Source organism: Bradyrhizobium sp. Ec3.3 (assembly GCF_000472925.1).
GTDB lineage: Bacteria > Pseudomonadota > Alphaproteobacteria > Rhizobiales > Xanthobacteraceae > Bradyrhizobium.
Window position 1 is genome coordinate 190,800 of record NZ_AXAS01000008.1, and the last position, 14,771, is coordinate 205,570.

The 14,771-nt window shown below is 65.1% G+C and carries 10 protein-coding genes; 4 read left to right on the forward strand and 6 right to left on the reverse strand.

Annotated features, from left to right (window positions below):
• Positions 1-110 precede the first annotated feature (110 nt).
• Positions 111-431: a helix-turn-helix domain-containing protein gene (locus tag YUU_RS0110095; RefSeq protein ID WP_027522252.1), complete on the reverse strand. Its 321-nt coding sequence runs from the start codon at positions 429-431 to the stop codon at positions 111-113.
• Between the two features lie 75 nt (positions 432-506).
• On the opposite strand from YUU_RS0110095, the gene YUU_RS0110100 reads away from it, so the two are divergent.
• Positions 507-1,061: a carboxymuconolactone decarboxylase family protein gene (locus tag YUU_RS0110100; RefSeq protein ID WP_027522253.1), complete on the forward strand. Its 555-nt coding sequence runs from the start codon at positions 507-509 to the stop codon at positions 1,059-1,061.
• A 212-nt stretch (positions 1,062-1,273) separates the two neighbouring features.
• On the opposite strand, the gene YUU_RS0110105 is transcribed toward YUU_RS0110100, so the two are convergent.
• On the reverse strand, positions 1,274-2,281 hold the full coding sequence (locus YUU_RS0110105) for an SIS domain-containing protein (protein WP_027522254.1): 1,008 nt from the start codon (positions 2,279-2,281) through the stop codon (positions 1,274-1,276).
• Between the two features lie 200 nt (positions 2,282-2,481).
• Between YUU_RS0110105 and YUU_RS0110110 the strand changes: the two genes are divergently transcribed.
• Positions 2,482-4,230 (forward strand): outer membrane beta-barrel protein, encoded by a 1,749-nt coding sequence (locus YUU_RS0110110; RefSeq protein ID WP_027522255.1) that lies wholly within the window; start codon positions 2,482-2,484, stop codon positions 4,228-4,230.
• Between the two features lie 204 nt (positions 4,231-4,434).
• On the opposite strand, the gene YUU_RS0110115 is transcribed toward YUU_RS0110110, so the two are convergent.
• Complete coding sequence (locus tag YUU_RS0110115; RefSeq protein WP_027522256.1) at positions 4,435-5,886, reverse strand: glutamate synthase subunit beta; 1,452 nt, start codon at positions 5,884-5,886, stop codon at positions 4,435-4,437.
• Positions 5,887-6,036: 150 nt separating this feature from the next.
• Positions 6,037-10,773, reverse strand: a complete 4,737-nt coding sequence (gltB, locus tag YUU_RS0110120) for a glutamate synthase large subunit (protein ID WP_027522257.1) — start codon at positions 10,771-10,773, stop codon at positions 6,037-6,039.
• A gap of 492 nt (positions 10,774-11,265) precedes the next feature.
• Between gltB and YUU_RS0110125 the strand changes: the two genes are divergently transcribed.
• The gene (locus tag YUU_RS0110125) at positions 11,266-12,048 is read left to right on the forward strand and encodes a hypothetical protein (protein WP_027522258.1); all 783 of its coding nucleotides are present in this window, start codon (positions 11,266-11,268) and stop codon (positions 12,046-12,048) included.
• A 161-nt stretch (positions 12,049-12,209) separates the two neighbouring features.
• On the opposite strand, the gene YUU_RS0110130 is transcribed toward YUU_RS0110125, so the two are convergent.
• Positions 12,210-12,980 carry an alpha/beta fold hydrolase gene (locus YUU_RS0110130; protein WP_027522259.1) on the reverse strand — a complete coding sequence of 257 codons (771 nt, stop codon included), beginning with the start codon at positions 12,978-12,980 and terminating at the stop codon, positions 12,210-12,212.
• A gap of 163 nt (positions 12,981-13,143) precedes the next feature.
• Complete coding sequence (locus YUU_RS0110135) at positions 13,144-13,608, reverse strand: Hsp20 family protein (RefSeq protein WP_027522260.1); 465 nt, start codon at positions 13,606-13,608, stop codon at positions 13,144-13,146.
• A 207-nt stretch (positions 13,609-13,815) separates the two neighbouring features.
• Between YUU_RS0110135 and YUU_RS0110140 the strand changes: the two genes are divergently transcribed.
• Entirely contained in the window at positions 13,816-14,763 is a 948-nt protein-coding gene (locus YUU_RS0110140; protein ID WP_027522261.1) for an alpha/beta fold hydrolase, read from the forward strand.
• The last annotated feature ends 8 nt before the right edge of the window (positions 14,764-14,771 follow it).

The following is a 14,771-nucleotide window of genomic DNA, read 5'->3' on the forward strand; positions in this document are numbered from 1 at the left end:
GCGTGTGCTTCTCGCGATCGAGTTTGTGGATGCAACCCCTCATCCGGCGCTTCGCGCGACCTTTTCCCACAAGGGGCGAAGGGAGGTTGAGGTGCGCGGCTGTTCGAATTCTACTTCCTCCACCTTTCCGCAAACCGGTGCAGCGGCATGAAGGTCTCGCACAATTCCCGCCCGAGCGGCGTCAGGCTGTAGCCCCCGGCATCTCCGAGCTCCACGAAGCCCGCCTCGCGCAACTCCGTGAGCCGGGCTTGTAGCACCGTGGGGGATGCCTCGTCACAGGCGCTGCGGAGCGCGCGGGAGGTGAGGGGAGCGCCGCGCAATTCCCAGAGGATCCGCAGACTCCAGCGTTTCCCCAAGAGGTCCAGCAGGGCCATGATCGGCCGGCCCGTGCGCGAGCCGCGTACGCTGCGTTGCCCTGCCAGTCTCGCCATGTCGCCCGCCCCCCTTGCGCGCTGCTACGGATAGTGTAGCGTATCGCTACAAGTATTGTAGCAGAGGGATCGGCCATGTCACAGACGATGTCGCGCATCGCGCCGCTGGATCCGCCTTATCCGCCCGAGATCGATGAGCAGTTCAACCGCATCATGCGCGGCGCGCCACCCCTGATGCTGTTCCGGGTGATGGCGGGACACAAGCGCGCCTGGGACAAGTTCCGTGCCGGCAGCCTCCTGGATCCGGGGCCGCTGTCGTTGCGCGAGCGCGAGATCGTCATCGACCGCACCTGCGCGCTGAACACATGCGAATATGAATGGGGCGTGCATGTCGCGATCTTCGCGGGAGCCGCGGGTCTCACGGATGAACAGGTCCGCGCCACCGCTCATGGCGAGGCGACTTCAGCCTGCTGGTCTACGGCCGAGCAGGCGCTGATCGCGGCCGTCGATGCCTTGCATCACCGCGCAACGCTTGATGACGTGGAGTTTGCCGCGCTCGCAGCGCATTACGACGACGCCCAGATTTTGGAGATCATGATGCTGTGCGGGGTCTATCGGACGGTGTCGTATCTGGCGAACGGGCTGAGATTGCCGCTGGAGGAGAAGGCGGCGCGATTTCCGGCGAACTAAGCGTCTCAGAATCTCTCCGCGGTGACAGTCTGGATTGGTTCGCTGCGCTCGCAATGACGGAGAGGAGGCAGGCAGTGCGCGCCCTACATCCTCCGTGTCATTTCGCGGCGCGCCTCTTGGCGCGAGCCCCGAATCCATTTCGCCACGGGTCACGCGGATGAATGGATCCCGGGCTCATCGCTGCGCGATGCCCCGGGATGACGAGAGTTGGCTTAAGCCACGCCGGCCCGCAACAGATCGTGCAGGTGCACGATGCCGACCGGCTTGCTCGCTTCGGCCACGATCAGCGTCGTGATCTTGCGCGTGTTCAGCACCTCAATCATCTCGGTCGCGAGCATGGAGGGCGGCACGGTCTTCGGCTGCTTCGTCATGATGTCGTCGACCGTCGCGGTCAGCAGATCCGGCCGCATGTGCCGGCGCAAATCGCCGTCGGTGATGATGCCGGCGATCTCGCCCGTACTGCTCACGATGCAGACGCACCCCAAACCCTTGGCCGACATCTCGACTACCGCTTCCGACATCTTCGTGCCGACCGGCTTGACGGGGATCTCCGTGCCGGTGCGCATGTAGTCGCGGACGAATTTCAGCATCGCGCCGAGCTTTCCGCCGGGGTGGAAATGCGCGAACTCCAGCGCCGTGAAGCCGCGGCCTTCGAGCAGCGCGATCGCGATGGCATCGCCGATCGCGGCCTGCATCAACGTCGAGGTGGTCGGCGCCAGATTGTGCGGGCAGGCTTCGCGCGCCTTGGGCAGCTCGATCACGATATCGGCGGCCTGTCCGAGCGCGGAGCCTGCGTTCGACGTCACCGCGATCATGGGAATCGCAAAGCGCGCCGAGTAATTCACGAGGTTCTTCATCTCCGGCTGCTCGCCGGACCAGGACAGCGCCATGATGACGTCGTCGGTGGTGATCATGCCGAGGTCGCCATGGCCGGCTTCGGCGGCGTGGACGAAGAAGGCGGGCGTGCCGGTCGAGGCGAGCGTCGCTGCGATCTTGCGCGCCATGTGCCCGGACTTGCCGAGCCCGGTGACGACGACGCGCCCCTTGGCGTTGCGGATCTTGTCGATCGCCGCTGTGAAGCTCGCCCCTAGCGGCCCCTTCAGCGCGGTTGCGAGCGCGCCGATGCCGCCGCTCTCCGTCTCCAGCGTGCGCAGCGCGGATTCGATGTCGGAGGAGGCGGGGCCGGATGATGGGGTCATCAGCGGTTTCGAGCTCGGCATGTTTTGATCCAGGGAAGAGGGGCAAACCCGGTTTGCGCGTGGCCGCTTGCTTAGCACGGCCGCGGCGGGGAGGCGACGTGAGGAGGTCCGCCCTCAACGGGTCATTAACCATAATTGTTTTAACTCCATTAACGATGGTTCCCGCGTCCCCCGCGGAAGCCGTCGCGGAAGTGTCGGAATTCGTTGGAGTTTTTTCCATCGTGGGGTCGCCTCCAGGCAGGAGCCGGAGCAAGCGCGCGCACGTCTTGCGCGCCGTCTTGCCATGCCTTGCGCTGACCATGCTGGAGCGCGCGCCCGCCGCCGCCCAGAGCCTCACACCGGACCTCTTCAATCCGAACCGCGGCGGCTTCGTCTCGCCGGACACGCTCCCCACGCGGCGCACGGCCACGACGACGTTCGCGCAGCCCCCGTCGGATGGCTTGCCGGCGCTGCCCGATCCCGGCGCCGATCCGCGCAAGAGCAAGGACACACCGGCGCCCTCGCGCGTCGGCCAGGTGCCGACCTATGGCCTGCCCGCCGCCAATGGCTCTGGCGCCTCGGGCTATGACTCGCTCAATCGCAAGCGGCAGCAGCCAAAGCTTTATCCGGGGCAGCCGAAGCCGAAACGCGCGCCCGGTCCCGGCACCCCGGCTCCGGCCGCGACGTCCGCACCAGGCATCGGCCTGCCGCGCATCGCGCCGCCGCCGTCGGAGACCGCCAACAAGACGCCGGTGCCGGCGGCGATGGCCGGCACCGTGCCCGGCCAGCCGCTGCGCCGGCGCCTCAAGCTCGACGATGATCCCTTCGGCCCCGTCGGCGATTATGCCGGCAGCTTCCTGATCAAGGGCGCGCTCGAGCTCTCCGGCGGCTATGACACCAATCCGGCGCGCCTCAACAAGCCGATCGGCTCGCCGCTCTATGTCGTGGCACACGAGCTCGTCGTGATGTCCGACTGGGAGCGCCACGCGCTGGTCGCGGACCTGCGCGGATCCTTCACCGGCTATGGCAACCAGTTGCCTGCGACGATCGACGGCGTCGCCTCGCCCGCGCCCGTCGAGATCAACCGCCCGGATTTCACCGGCCACATCGACGGCCGCATCGACGTCGACCGCGATCTCAGGCTGACTTCGGAGCTCCGCCTGCGGCTTGCCACCGACAATCCCGGTAGCCCGAACATCCAGGCGGGACTTCAGAGATATCCGATCTACGCCACCTACGGCACGACACTCGGCGTCGACCAGACCTTCAATCGTTTCGAGGTCGCCGCCGGTGCCACGGTCGACCGCACGGCGTACACCAACTCCAAGCTCACCGACGGCACGGTTTCCAGCAACGACGACCGCGACTTCAACCAGTATGGTGGTGTGGGGCGCTTCTCCTACGATCTCAAGCCGGGCCTGAAGCCATTCCTGGAGATCGAGGGCGACACCCGCGTGCACGACCAGGCTGCCGACCGCAATGGCTATTTGCGCGATTCAAACGGTGGCTACGCCAAGGTCGGCACGTCCTTCGAGTTCTCGCGCATCCTCACCGGCGAAATCTCGATCGGCTACGCCGCGCGCAACTATGTCGATCCAAGGCTCAGCCAGCTCAGCGGCTTCCTGACCACGGGCTCGCTGGTCTGGAACGCGAGCGGACTGACCACCGTGAGATTCAATTCCGACACTCAGATCCAGGAGACGACGCTTGTGGGCTCCCCGGGCATCCTGGTGCGCACTTACGCCGTTGAAGTCGATCACGACTTCCGTCGTTGGCTGACCGGCATCGGCAAGTTCACCTACGGCACGTATGACTACCAGGAGAATGTGCGTAAGGACAAAACGTACTCGATCGAAGGCGATCTCATCTACAAGCTCAACCGCAACCTCTGGGTCAAAGGTACCCTGCGCCACGACATCCTGAATTCGAACGTCCCGCTGTCGAGCTCGCAGGCGACCGTGGTGATGCTGGGGGTGAGGTTGCAGAATTGACGTGAAGGAAGAGTGATTGTATTGGCGGACACGTGCCCGCTACGCACTCCGCCGTCATGCCTCGCCAAGGCAGGGTATCCAGTACGCCGCGGCTGATCCGTATACGTTTGACGTCTCTGGAATACCGGATCGCCCGCTCCAGTGCGCAATTGCGCACAAGGCGGGCGATGACAGTCTCACATGTGGCAGCCAGCTCGCGAAAACTTATCGCGGCAAATCCGTCTTCCCCATCAGGAACGTGTCGATCGACCGCGCGCAGAGGCGTCCCTCGCGGATCGCCCACACCACCAGCGACTGGCCGCGGCGCATGTCGCCGGCGGAGAACACGTTGGGGCGAGAGGTCTGGTAGTCGAGCGTGTTCGCCTTGACGTTGCCGCGCGGGTCGAGGTCGACCGAGAGCAGCTTCAAGAGGCCCTCGTGCACGGGGTGCACGAAACCCATGGCGAGCAGCACGAGCTCGGCATCGAGCTCGAATTCGGTGCCGGCCATCGGCTTGAACTTGTCGTCGACGCGCACGCAGTGCAGCTTCTTGACCTTGCCGTTCTCGCCGGAAAACTTCTGCGTCAGCACGGCATATTCGCGGATTGCGCCTTCAGCTTGGCTCGAGGACGTCCGCATCTTGAGCGGCCAGTTCGGCCAGGTCAGGCCCTTGTTCTCGCGCTCGGGCGGCGCCGGCATGATCTCGAGCTGGGTCACGGACTTGGCGCCCTGGCGCAGCGAGGTGCCGATGCAGTCGCTGCCGGTATCGCCGCCGCCGATGACGACGACATGCTTGCCGCCGGCGAGGATGTCGGTGACGCCGTTCAAAGGCTCCTCGGAGTTGCGGCGGTTCTGCTGCGGCAGGAAGTCCATCGCGTATTGGATGCCGTCGAGGTCGCGGCCAGGGATCGGCAGGTCGCGCGGCGCTTCCGCACCGCCGGTCAGCGCGATGGCGTCGTACTCGTTGAGCATCTCGCGCGGATCGACGTTGCCGGCGGCACCGACATGGCTGTTGTAGTGGAAGGTGACGCCCTCCGCCTCCATCTGCGCGACGCGGCGGTCGATGATGTCCTTTTCCATCTTGAAGTCGGGAATGCCATAACGCAGAAGGCCGCCGGCCTTGGCGTACTTCTCGTAGAGATGCACGTCATGACCGGCGCGTGCCAACTGCTGTGCGCAGGCCATGCCGGCCGGACCCGAGCCGATCACCGCGACCTTCTTGCCGGTCTTCTCGGTGTTGATCTCCGGCTTCAGCCAGCCGTTCTCCCAGGCGCGGTCAACGATCGCGCACTCGATGGTCTTGATGGTGACCGGGTTGTCGTCGATGTTGAGCGTGCAGGAGGCTTCGCACGGCGCCGGGCAGATGCGGCCGGTGAACTCCGGGAAATTGTTGGTCGAATGCAGGTTGCGCGAAGCCTCTTCCCAGTTGCCCTGGTAGACGAGGTCGTTGAAGTCGGGGATCTGGTTGTTGACCGGACAGCCGGGCGTGCCCGGCGCGACCGAACCGGTGCCGTGGCAATAGGGAATGCCGCAATTCATGCAGCGCGCGGCCTGGTCGCGCGTTTCCTTCTCCGAGAGCGGAACGACGAATTCCTTGAAATGCTTCAAGCGCTCGGCGACCGGGGTGTACTTGCGATCATACCGTTCGATTTCGAGAAAGCCCGTGATCTTGCCCATTAAACCCGTAGTCCCTGCCGCTTCGTTTTTCATTTCGAACCCCATTCCTGAGGAACGCGGAATACGCGTCTCGAAGGATGACGGCCCGGATGGAGGCCTCATGGTTCGAGACGGCGCTTTCGCGCCGCCTCTGCCCACGAGGGGTTAGACTTACGCGCCGATCGCGATTTTCGGCTCGGCGTCCGCGTTGGCCTGCATTTCGCGCAGTGCACGCCGGTACTCGACCGGCATCACCTTGCGGAATTTGGGCAGCCATTCCTTCCAGTTCGCGAGGATCTCGATCGCGCGCCTGGAGCCGGTCGCCTTTTCATGGCGCGAGATCAGGACGTGCAAGCGCTCGACGTCGGAATCGAGCAGGTTCTCGAACACGTCGACCCGGCCATGCGCCTCGAGATCACCGGAGTGGTTGTAGGTGCCGGCGTTGATCAGTTCCTCCGACAGCACCGGCTCGAGCTCGACCATCGAGAGATTGCAGAGCTTGTCGAAATCGCCGGCCTCGTCGAGCACATAGGCGATGCCGCCGGACATGCCGGCCGCGAAGTTGCGCCCGGTCTTGCCGAGCACGACCACGATGCCGCCAGTCATGTATTCGCAGCAATGATCGCCCGCGCCCTCGACCACCGCCACGGCGCCCGAATTGCGCACGGCAAAACGTTCGCCGGCGATGCCGCGGAAGTAGCACTCGCCTTCGATCGCGCCGTACATCACGGTGTTGCCGACGATGATGCTCTCTTCCGGCACGATACCGCCGTTGCGCGGCGGCTTGACGATGATCTTGCCGCCCGACAGGCCCTTACCGACATAGTCGTTGCCTTCACCCTCGAGCTCGAAGGTGACGCCGTGGGCGAGCCACGCGCCAAAGGCCTGGCCGGCGGTGCCCTTGAGGCTGACATGGATCGTGTCATGCGGCAGTCCTGCATGGCCGTAGATCTTGGCCACCGCGCCCGACAGCATCGCGCCGGCGGAACGATCGGTGTTGTTGATCTCGGCCTCGATCTTCACGGGCGCGCCGCGGTCGAGCGCGGGCGTCGCGTTCTCGATCAGCTTGCGATCGAGCACGGCCTCCAGATGATGGTTCTGGCGCTCCGAGTGATAGATCTTCTGGCCCTTCTCTTCCTTCTGCTTGACGAACAGCTTCGAGAAGTCGAGGCCCTTGGCTTTCCAATGCGCGACCAGGCGGGTCTGGTCGAGCATCTGGGTCTGGCCGACCATCTCGTTGAAGTTGCGGAAGCCGAGGCTCGCCATGATCTCGCGAACCTCTTCGGCGACGAAGAAGAAGTAGTTGATCACGTGCTCGGGCTGGCCGGTGAAGCGCTTGCGCAGGACGGGGTCTTGCGTGGCGACCCCGACCGGGCAGGTGTTGAGATGGCACTTGCGCATCATGATGCAGCCGGCCGCAATCAGCGGCGCGGTCGCAAAGCCGAACTCGTCGGCGCCGAGTAGCGCACCGATCACGACGTCGCGTCCGGTGCGGAAGCCGCCGTCGACCTGGACCGCGATGCGGCTGCGCAGCCGCTCGCGCACCAGCGTCTGGTGGGTTTCGGCGAGGCCGATCTCCCAGGGCGAGCCTGCATGCTTGATCGAGGTCAGCGGCGATGCACCAGTGCCGCCCTCGAAGCCCGCGATGGTGACATGGTCGGCGCGCGCCTTGGCAACGCCCGCGGCCACCGTGCCGACGCCGATCTCCGAGACGAGCTTGACCGAGACGTCGCCCGTCGGGTTAACGTTCTTGAGGTCGTAGATGAGCTGCGCCAGGTCCTCGATCGAGTAGATGTCATGGTGCGGCGGCGGCGAGATCAGGCCGACGCCCGGCGTCGAATGCCGGACTTTTGCGATCGTCGCGTCGACCTTGTGGCCGGGCAACTGGCCGCCTTCGCCGGGCTTGGCGCCCTGCGCCATCTTGATCTGCATCATGTCGGAGTTGACGAGATATTCCGTCGTCACGCCGAACCGGCCCGAGGCGACCTGCTTGATCGCCGAGCGCATGCTGTCGCCGTTCGGCAGCGGCTTGAAGCGGTCAGCTTCTTCGCCGCCTTCGCCGGTGTTCGACTTGCCGCCGATCCGGTTCATGGCGATCGCAAGCGTCGTATGCGCCTCACGCGAGATCGAGCCGAAGCTCATTGCACCCGTGGCGAAACGCCTGACAATGTCCTTGGCCGGCTCGACCTGGTCGAGCGGCACGGGCTTGCGCTTCTCTTCTTCCGCGCTCTTGATCCGGAACAGGCCGCGCAGCGTCAACAGGCGCTCCGACTGCTCGTTGAGGATCTTCGCGAAGGCGCGATAGCGCTCCTGCGAATTGCCGCGGGCGGCGTGCTGGAGCAGCGACACCGATTCGGCCGTCCACGCGTGGTCCTCGCCGCGGGTGCGGTAGGCATATTCGCCGCCGACATCGAGCGCGGTCTTGTAGACCAGCGCCTCGCCGAACGCGTCGGCATGGCGGCGCACGGCCTCTTCCGCGATCTCGGCCAGACCCACGCCCTCGATGCGGGTGTGGGTGCCGGCGAAGAACTTGGACACGAAGTCCGCCTTCAGACCGACCGCGTCAAAGATCTGGGCGCCGCAATAGGACTGGTAGGTCGAGATGCCCATCTTGGACATCACCTTCAGCAGGCCCTTGCCGATCGACTTGATGTAGCGCTTGACGATCTCGTAGTCGTCGAGCGGGCCGGGCAGGCGGTCCTTCATCGCGATGATGGTCTCGAACGCGAGGTAGGGATTGATCGCCTCCGCGCCGTAACCGGCAAGGCAGGCGAAGTGATGCACCTCGCGCGGCTCGCCGGATTCGACGACGAGGCCGACCGAGGTGCGCAGGCCGGTGCGGATCAGATGATGATGCACGGCGGCGCAGGCCAGCAGCGAGGGGATCGGCACGCGGTCCGTGCCGACCATGCGGTCGGACAGGATGATGATGTTGACGCCTTCGCGCACCGCGGCTTCCGCACGCGCGCAGAGTTCGTCGAGCACCTGGTCCATGCCGGCCGCGCCGAGGCCGGCATGGAAGGTGGTGTCGAGCGTGCGCGACTTGAAGTGGGTATCGCCGAGATCGGCGATCGAGCGGATCTTTTCGAGATCCGCGTCGGTCAGGATCGGCTGGCGCACTTCGAGGCGCTTGGTGGTGGCGAGGCCCTGCAGATCGAACAAGTTCGGCCGCGGTCCGATGATCGAGACCAGGCTCATCACCAGCTCCTCGCGGATCGGGTCGATCGGCGGGTTAGTGACCTGCGCAAAGTTCTGCTTGAAGTAGGTGAACAGCGGCTTGGGCTTGGCAGACAGCGCCGAGACCGGCGTGTCGTTGCCCATCGAGCCCGTGGCTTCCTCGCCGGTGGAGGCCATCGGCGTCATCAGGATCGTGATGTCTTCCTGGCTGTAGCCGAACGCCTGCTGCCGGTCGAGCAGCGACAGGTTCGAGCGCACGCCGGTGGTCGGCGCCTTCGGCAGCTCCTCCAGCACGATCTGGGTGCGGTCGAGCCACTCCTTGTAGGGATGGCTCTTGGCAAGCTCAGCCTTGATCTCGTCGTCGGGAATGAGGCGACCCTGGTCGAGGTCGACCAGCAGCATCTTGCCCGGCTGGAGCCGCCACTTGGTGACGATCTGGTCCTCCGGAATCTTCAAGACGCCCATTTCGGACGCCATCACGATGCGGTCGTCCTTGGTCACGAGATAGCGCGCGGGCCGCAGGCCGTTGCGGTCGAGCGTGGCGCCGATCTGGCGGCCGTCGGTGAAGGCGATCGCGGCCGGGCCGTCCCACGGCTCCATCAGGGCGGCGTGATATTCGTAGAAGGCGCGGCGCTTCTCATCCATCAGGGGATTGCCGGCCCACGCCTCCGGAATCATCATCATGACGGCATGCGGCAGCGAGTAACCGCCCTGCACCAGGAATTCGAGCGCGTTGTCGAAGCAGGCGGTGTCGCTCTGCCCTTCATAGGAGATCGGCCAGAGGCGGCTGATGTCCTTGCCGTAGAGCTCGGAGCTCACGGAAGCCTGACGCGCCGCCATCCAGTTGACGTTGCCGCGCAGCGTGTTGATCTCGCCGTTATGCGCGATCATCCGGTAGGGATGCGCCAGTGACCAGGTCGGGAAGGTGTTGGTCGAGAAGCGCTGGTGCACGAGCGCGAGCGCGCTCTCGAAATCTTTCTCGTGCAGGTCGGGATAGTACTTGCCGAGCTGGTCGGCGAGGAACATGCCCTTGTAGATCACGGTGCGGCAGGACATCGAGCAGGGGTAATAGCCCGCGAGGCCGCGGTCGCGGCGCTGGTAAATCGCCTGCGAGATCGACTTGCGCAGGATGTAGAGCCGGCGCTCGAACTCCTCGTCGGTCTTGGCGGCGCCGTTGCGGCCGATGAAGACCTGCATGTGGTTCGGCTCGGTCGGCTTCACGGTGACACCGAGCGAGGAGTTGTCGGTCGGCACGTCGCGCCAGCCGAGCAGCTTCAACCCTTCGGCCTTGATCTGATCGGTGATGATGCTCTTGATGACGTTGCGCCAGGCGCTGTCGCGCGGCATGAACAGCGCGCCGATGGCGTATTCACCCGGAGCGGGCAGCGAGAAGCCGAGCTCCTTGGCCTTGCGGGTGAAGAAGGCGTGCGGGATCTGCACGAGGATGCCGGCACCGTCGCCGAAGCGCGGATCGGCGCCGACCGCGCCGCGATGCTCGAGGTTGCAGAGGATGCTGAGCGCGTCCGAGACGATCTGGTGCGACTTCTTGCCCTTGATGTTGGCGATAAAGCCGACGCCGCAGGAATCCTTTTCCAGGGTCGGATCGTACAGGCCTTCGGCCGGCGGGCGGTACGTGTGCTTTTCAAGCGGACGATCAGTCGTTTTCGAGGCGACCGTCGCCGACAGCTCTTCTGCCACGATGTTTGCGCGCTCGAATTGCGACCCGTTCATTGTTCCGTCCTCTTCATGCGGCAAGCTGTCTCACCGCCATCTTCGGCGCACCTTGGGCGTACCGCGGCACCCGCTCTTTGGGCCACCGCTCGTCCGTTGCGAGCCGCATTTTCTTAAATTCAGGCCTGGGCGTTCCACGTCCCCGAGAACGGCTTTAGCCTGCAACTTCTTGGCGCTCGAGAGCGCCGCTTTGCGTTGCAATCCCTGTGCCGGGATCACAAGCGGAATTAAGACAGCTTTCCTGTCCTAACCATCACCTTGCCAAAATTTTGTCTAGCACACAAGCACGCAAAAGTCCCGATTCCCAAGGTGTCAATCACGCGCTTTCCCGCATCAGGTCCGCCCCGGATTTAAGGCAAACGCGCCGCGATCCGGCCCTGAGGGCGTCGGAATCCCGGGGGAAGCTTCGGATCAGCCCTTCGAAAGGCGCGCCATGGCTGAACAAGCGAAAGAGCGCATGCCGTCCGCGGGCCTGACAGGAGCGTTTCGACCATGAAGTTGTTCACAGGATGGGTGGCTACCGCCGCATGCGTGCTGGCGGTATCTGCTGCCGACGCGCAGGTGCTGGGGAACGGAGGGCTCCGCGGGCCCGCCACTACCGTCTCGGATTTCGACGGGCCCTATGGCCCGCCGGAGGCGCCGCCGCCGTCGCGTGCCTATGGTTACGGCTATGAATATGAGCGCCCGCCCGTCCCGGCGCTGCTGCCGGCAACCGAGGTCTACGCCGTGCTGCGTGAAAACGGCTTCTCGCCGTTGGGCATCCCGCGCCTGCGTGGGCTGGTCTACACCATCGCCGTGATCGACCGCCGCGGCGACGACGGCCGGCTTGTGATCGACGCCCGTGACGGGCGGATTTTGCGCTTCATGCCGGCCTTCGGCCCCGGCTTCGGCATGGGGCCGGCCTATGACGAAGGTGCGGTAGCACCTTACGGGCCGCAGGGCGCGCTGCCGCCGCCGACTGTGATCCGCAGCGCCGCGCCGCGGCCACCGGCTCCGATCCCGCATGTCGCAAGCCGCACCGTTCCGATTCCGAAGGCCGCCCCGCTACGCGGCGAGACTCCGGTGGCCGCCGCCAAGCCGGCAGCATCCGAGCCCGCGTCGCAGCAGGTTCAGGCGCCCCGGGCTCGGGCCGAAGCCTCGCAGCAGGCCGCAGCCGTGCAGGCCAAGCCCAGCGAGGCCGCGCCGCAAGCAAGCGCGCCGACAGTCGGCCAGACCAAGCCCGTCCCGACCATCTTGCCGACCCAGGACATGCCGGCCGCGCAGGGATTGGAGTAGGCGACGAGGCGCGCAGTTGAACGGTCGCTTGATGCGAAAACTGCGCGCCACACTCACGGCTTCGTCCCGGACTTCGCCGGGACGACTTGGGGGGAGAACCGAGCGAGACGAAAGGCGCCAGGAAAATCCTGGCGCCTTTTGCGTTCAATCGCGTTGCGCACTCAGCTCTGCCCGTATCCGGCCGCTTGCAGGATCAGATTCGCCACCTCCTTCGGACGCGACACCAGCGACAGGTGGCCGGCGTCGAGTTCGACGGTGGTCGCGTGCATGCGCTTGGCGAGGAAACGTTGCAGGTCGGGGTTGATGGTGTCGTCGTTCTTCGACACCGCATACCAGCTCGGCTTCGCATGCCACGCGGCGTCCGTCGTGCGGCCGGCGAAGATCGAGGCCGCCGTCGGCCACTGCACGGCGTAGAGCTCCTTGGCCTTCTCCGGCGTAACGCCGTTGGCAAAATATTTCAGGAACGCGTCCCCGGAGAGTTTTGTGAAGCCGTCGCGCTCGACGATGCCGGCGCGCACCGGGCCGGTCGGGAATTGCTTCGACAGCGCCACGAAATCCTCGTTCGCATCCGGCGCTCGCGCGGCGATGTAGACGAGCCCGGTCACCTTTGGATCGGTGCCGACCTGGCTGATCACGGTGCCGCCCCAGGAATGCGCGACCAGAACCGTCGGGCCGTCCTGTTCGGCCAGCGCGCGCTCTGTGGCCTCGACGGATTCGGAGAGCGACGTAAGCGGGTTCTGCACGGCCGTGACATGCAATCCTGCCGCCTGCAAGATCGGGATGACCTCGGACCAGCTCGAACCATCAGCCCAGGCGCCATGCACCAGCACGACATTCTTCGCCTTCACCGGCGCCGTCGATTGCGCGTAGGCGAGGGTGATGGGCGCGGCCAACAGGCTCGCTGCGACTAACAGGGTACGCCAAACTTTCATGGTCGATCTCCGTCTGTCTTGTTCGATGCCAGGAAGGACGGACTGCGCCGCAGCCTCGTTACGCCGCTTCACCGCTCTGTGATGCAGTGCAAACAGGACAAACAAAAACGCCCCGGGGCACCGGGGCGTTTTCGCAACTTGAAAGTCGAATGTGATGGACGCCTTAGGCGGCGGCCTTCTCGCCCTCGATCACCTGCGTGGCCTGCGCGCTGGCGTTGATCGCGATCTGGCGCGGCTTCTTGGCCTCGGGAATCTCGCGCACGAGGTCGACATGGAGCAGACCGTTCTCGAGCGAGGCGTCCTTCACCTGCACGAAATCGGCAAGCTGGAAGGCGCGCTCGAAGGCGCGTGCGGCGATACCGCGATAGAGCACTTCGGACTTGCTGTTCTCATTGGCGACTTTCTCGCCCTTGATCGTCAGCGTGTTTTCCTTCGCGACGATGGATAGCTCGTCCTTGGAGAAGCCGGAGACCGCAACCGTGATGCGGTAGGAGTTCTCGCCGGTGCGCTCGATGTTGTAGGGGGGATAGCCGGGGCTGCCGTCCGAGGTCGTCTGGTCGAGCAGGTTGAAGAGACGGTCGAAGCCGACGGTGGAGCGATAGAAGGGAGTCAGGTCGTAGGTACGCATGGTTAGTCCTCCATTGAGCGACTGATCTGGTAACCCGCCCGCCAATCGGGCCGGGCTTTAGTCTGTGTGCAGCCTGATGCTCGGGTTCCCGAAGCACTGGTAGCGGCCTGCACGAAAATGATATGGGTGGGGTGAAACAGCGTTCAAGAGGGCGATAGCAGCGCCTTTTCGGCGCTCCCGCCCCTTGATTCCTGGCATTTCCTGCCCATGACGCTGGTCTCGATTCCCGCCAATCCCGTTCCCGAAAACGTCGTCAGCGGCACCATCAAGACGCCCGACGGCGCCGAGCTGCGCTTTGCGCGCTGGGCGCCGCCTGCGGGGCGCAAGGGCACGGTCTGCGTCTTCACCGGCCGTAGCGAGCAGATCGAAAAATACTTCGAGACGGTGCGGGATCTGCGCGATCGCGGCTTTGCGGTGGCGATGATCGACTGGCGCGGGCAGGGCCATTCCTCGCGCCGCCTGCGCGATCCACGCAAGGGCTATGTACGGTCCTTCTCCGACTTCGAGATCGACGTCGAGACCTTCGTGCAGCAGGTGGTGCTGCCGGATTGCCCGCCGCCCTTCTTCGCGCTCGCCCACTCCATGGGCGGCGCGGTGATGCTCAGGGTTGCACATTCCGGCAAGCGCTGGTTCGACCGCATGGTGCTGTCGGCGCCGATGATCGATCTGCCGGGCCGCGCCACCTCGTTTCCGTCGCGGGCCTTGCTCAGGACAATGCGGCTGCTCGGGCAGGGTGGCCGCTACATTCCCGGCGGCAACGACCGCATCACCGGCATGGATCCCTTCATCAACAATCCCCTGACCAGCGATCCCGTGCGCTACGCGCGCAATGCCGCCCTCCTCGAGGAGGATCCGACGCTCGGCCTTGCCTCGCCAACGGTCGCCTGGGCCGACACCGCGTGCCGTGCGATGCACACCTTTAAGGGCATGTCTTATCCGTCCGAGATCCGCCAGCCGATCCTGATGCTGGCGGCCTCCAACGACAGCATCGTTTCCACCGCCGCGATCGAGGAGTTCGCCTATCACTTGCGCGCCGGCTCTCACCTCGTGATCGCCGGTGCAAAGCACGAGATCCTCCAGGAGCAGGACCGTTACCGCTCCCAGTTCTGGGCGGCCTTCGATGCCTTCGTCCCCGGCACGCCGCTGTTCGGGTGAGGGGCGGG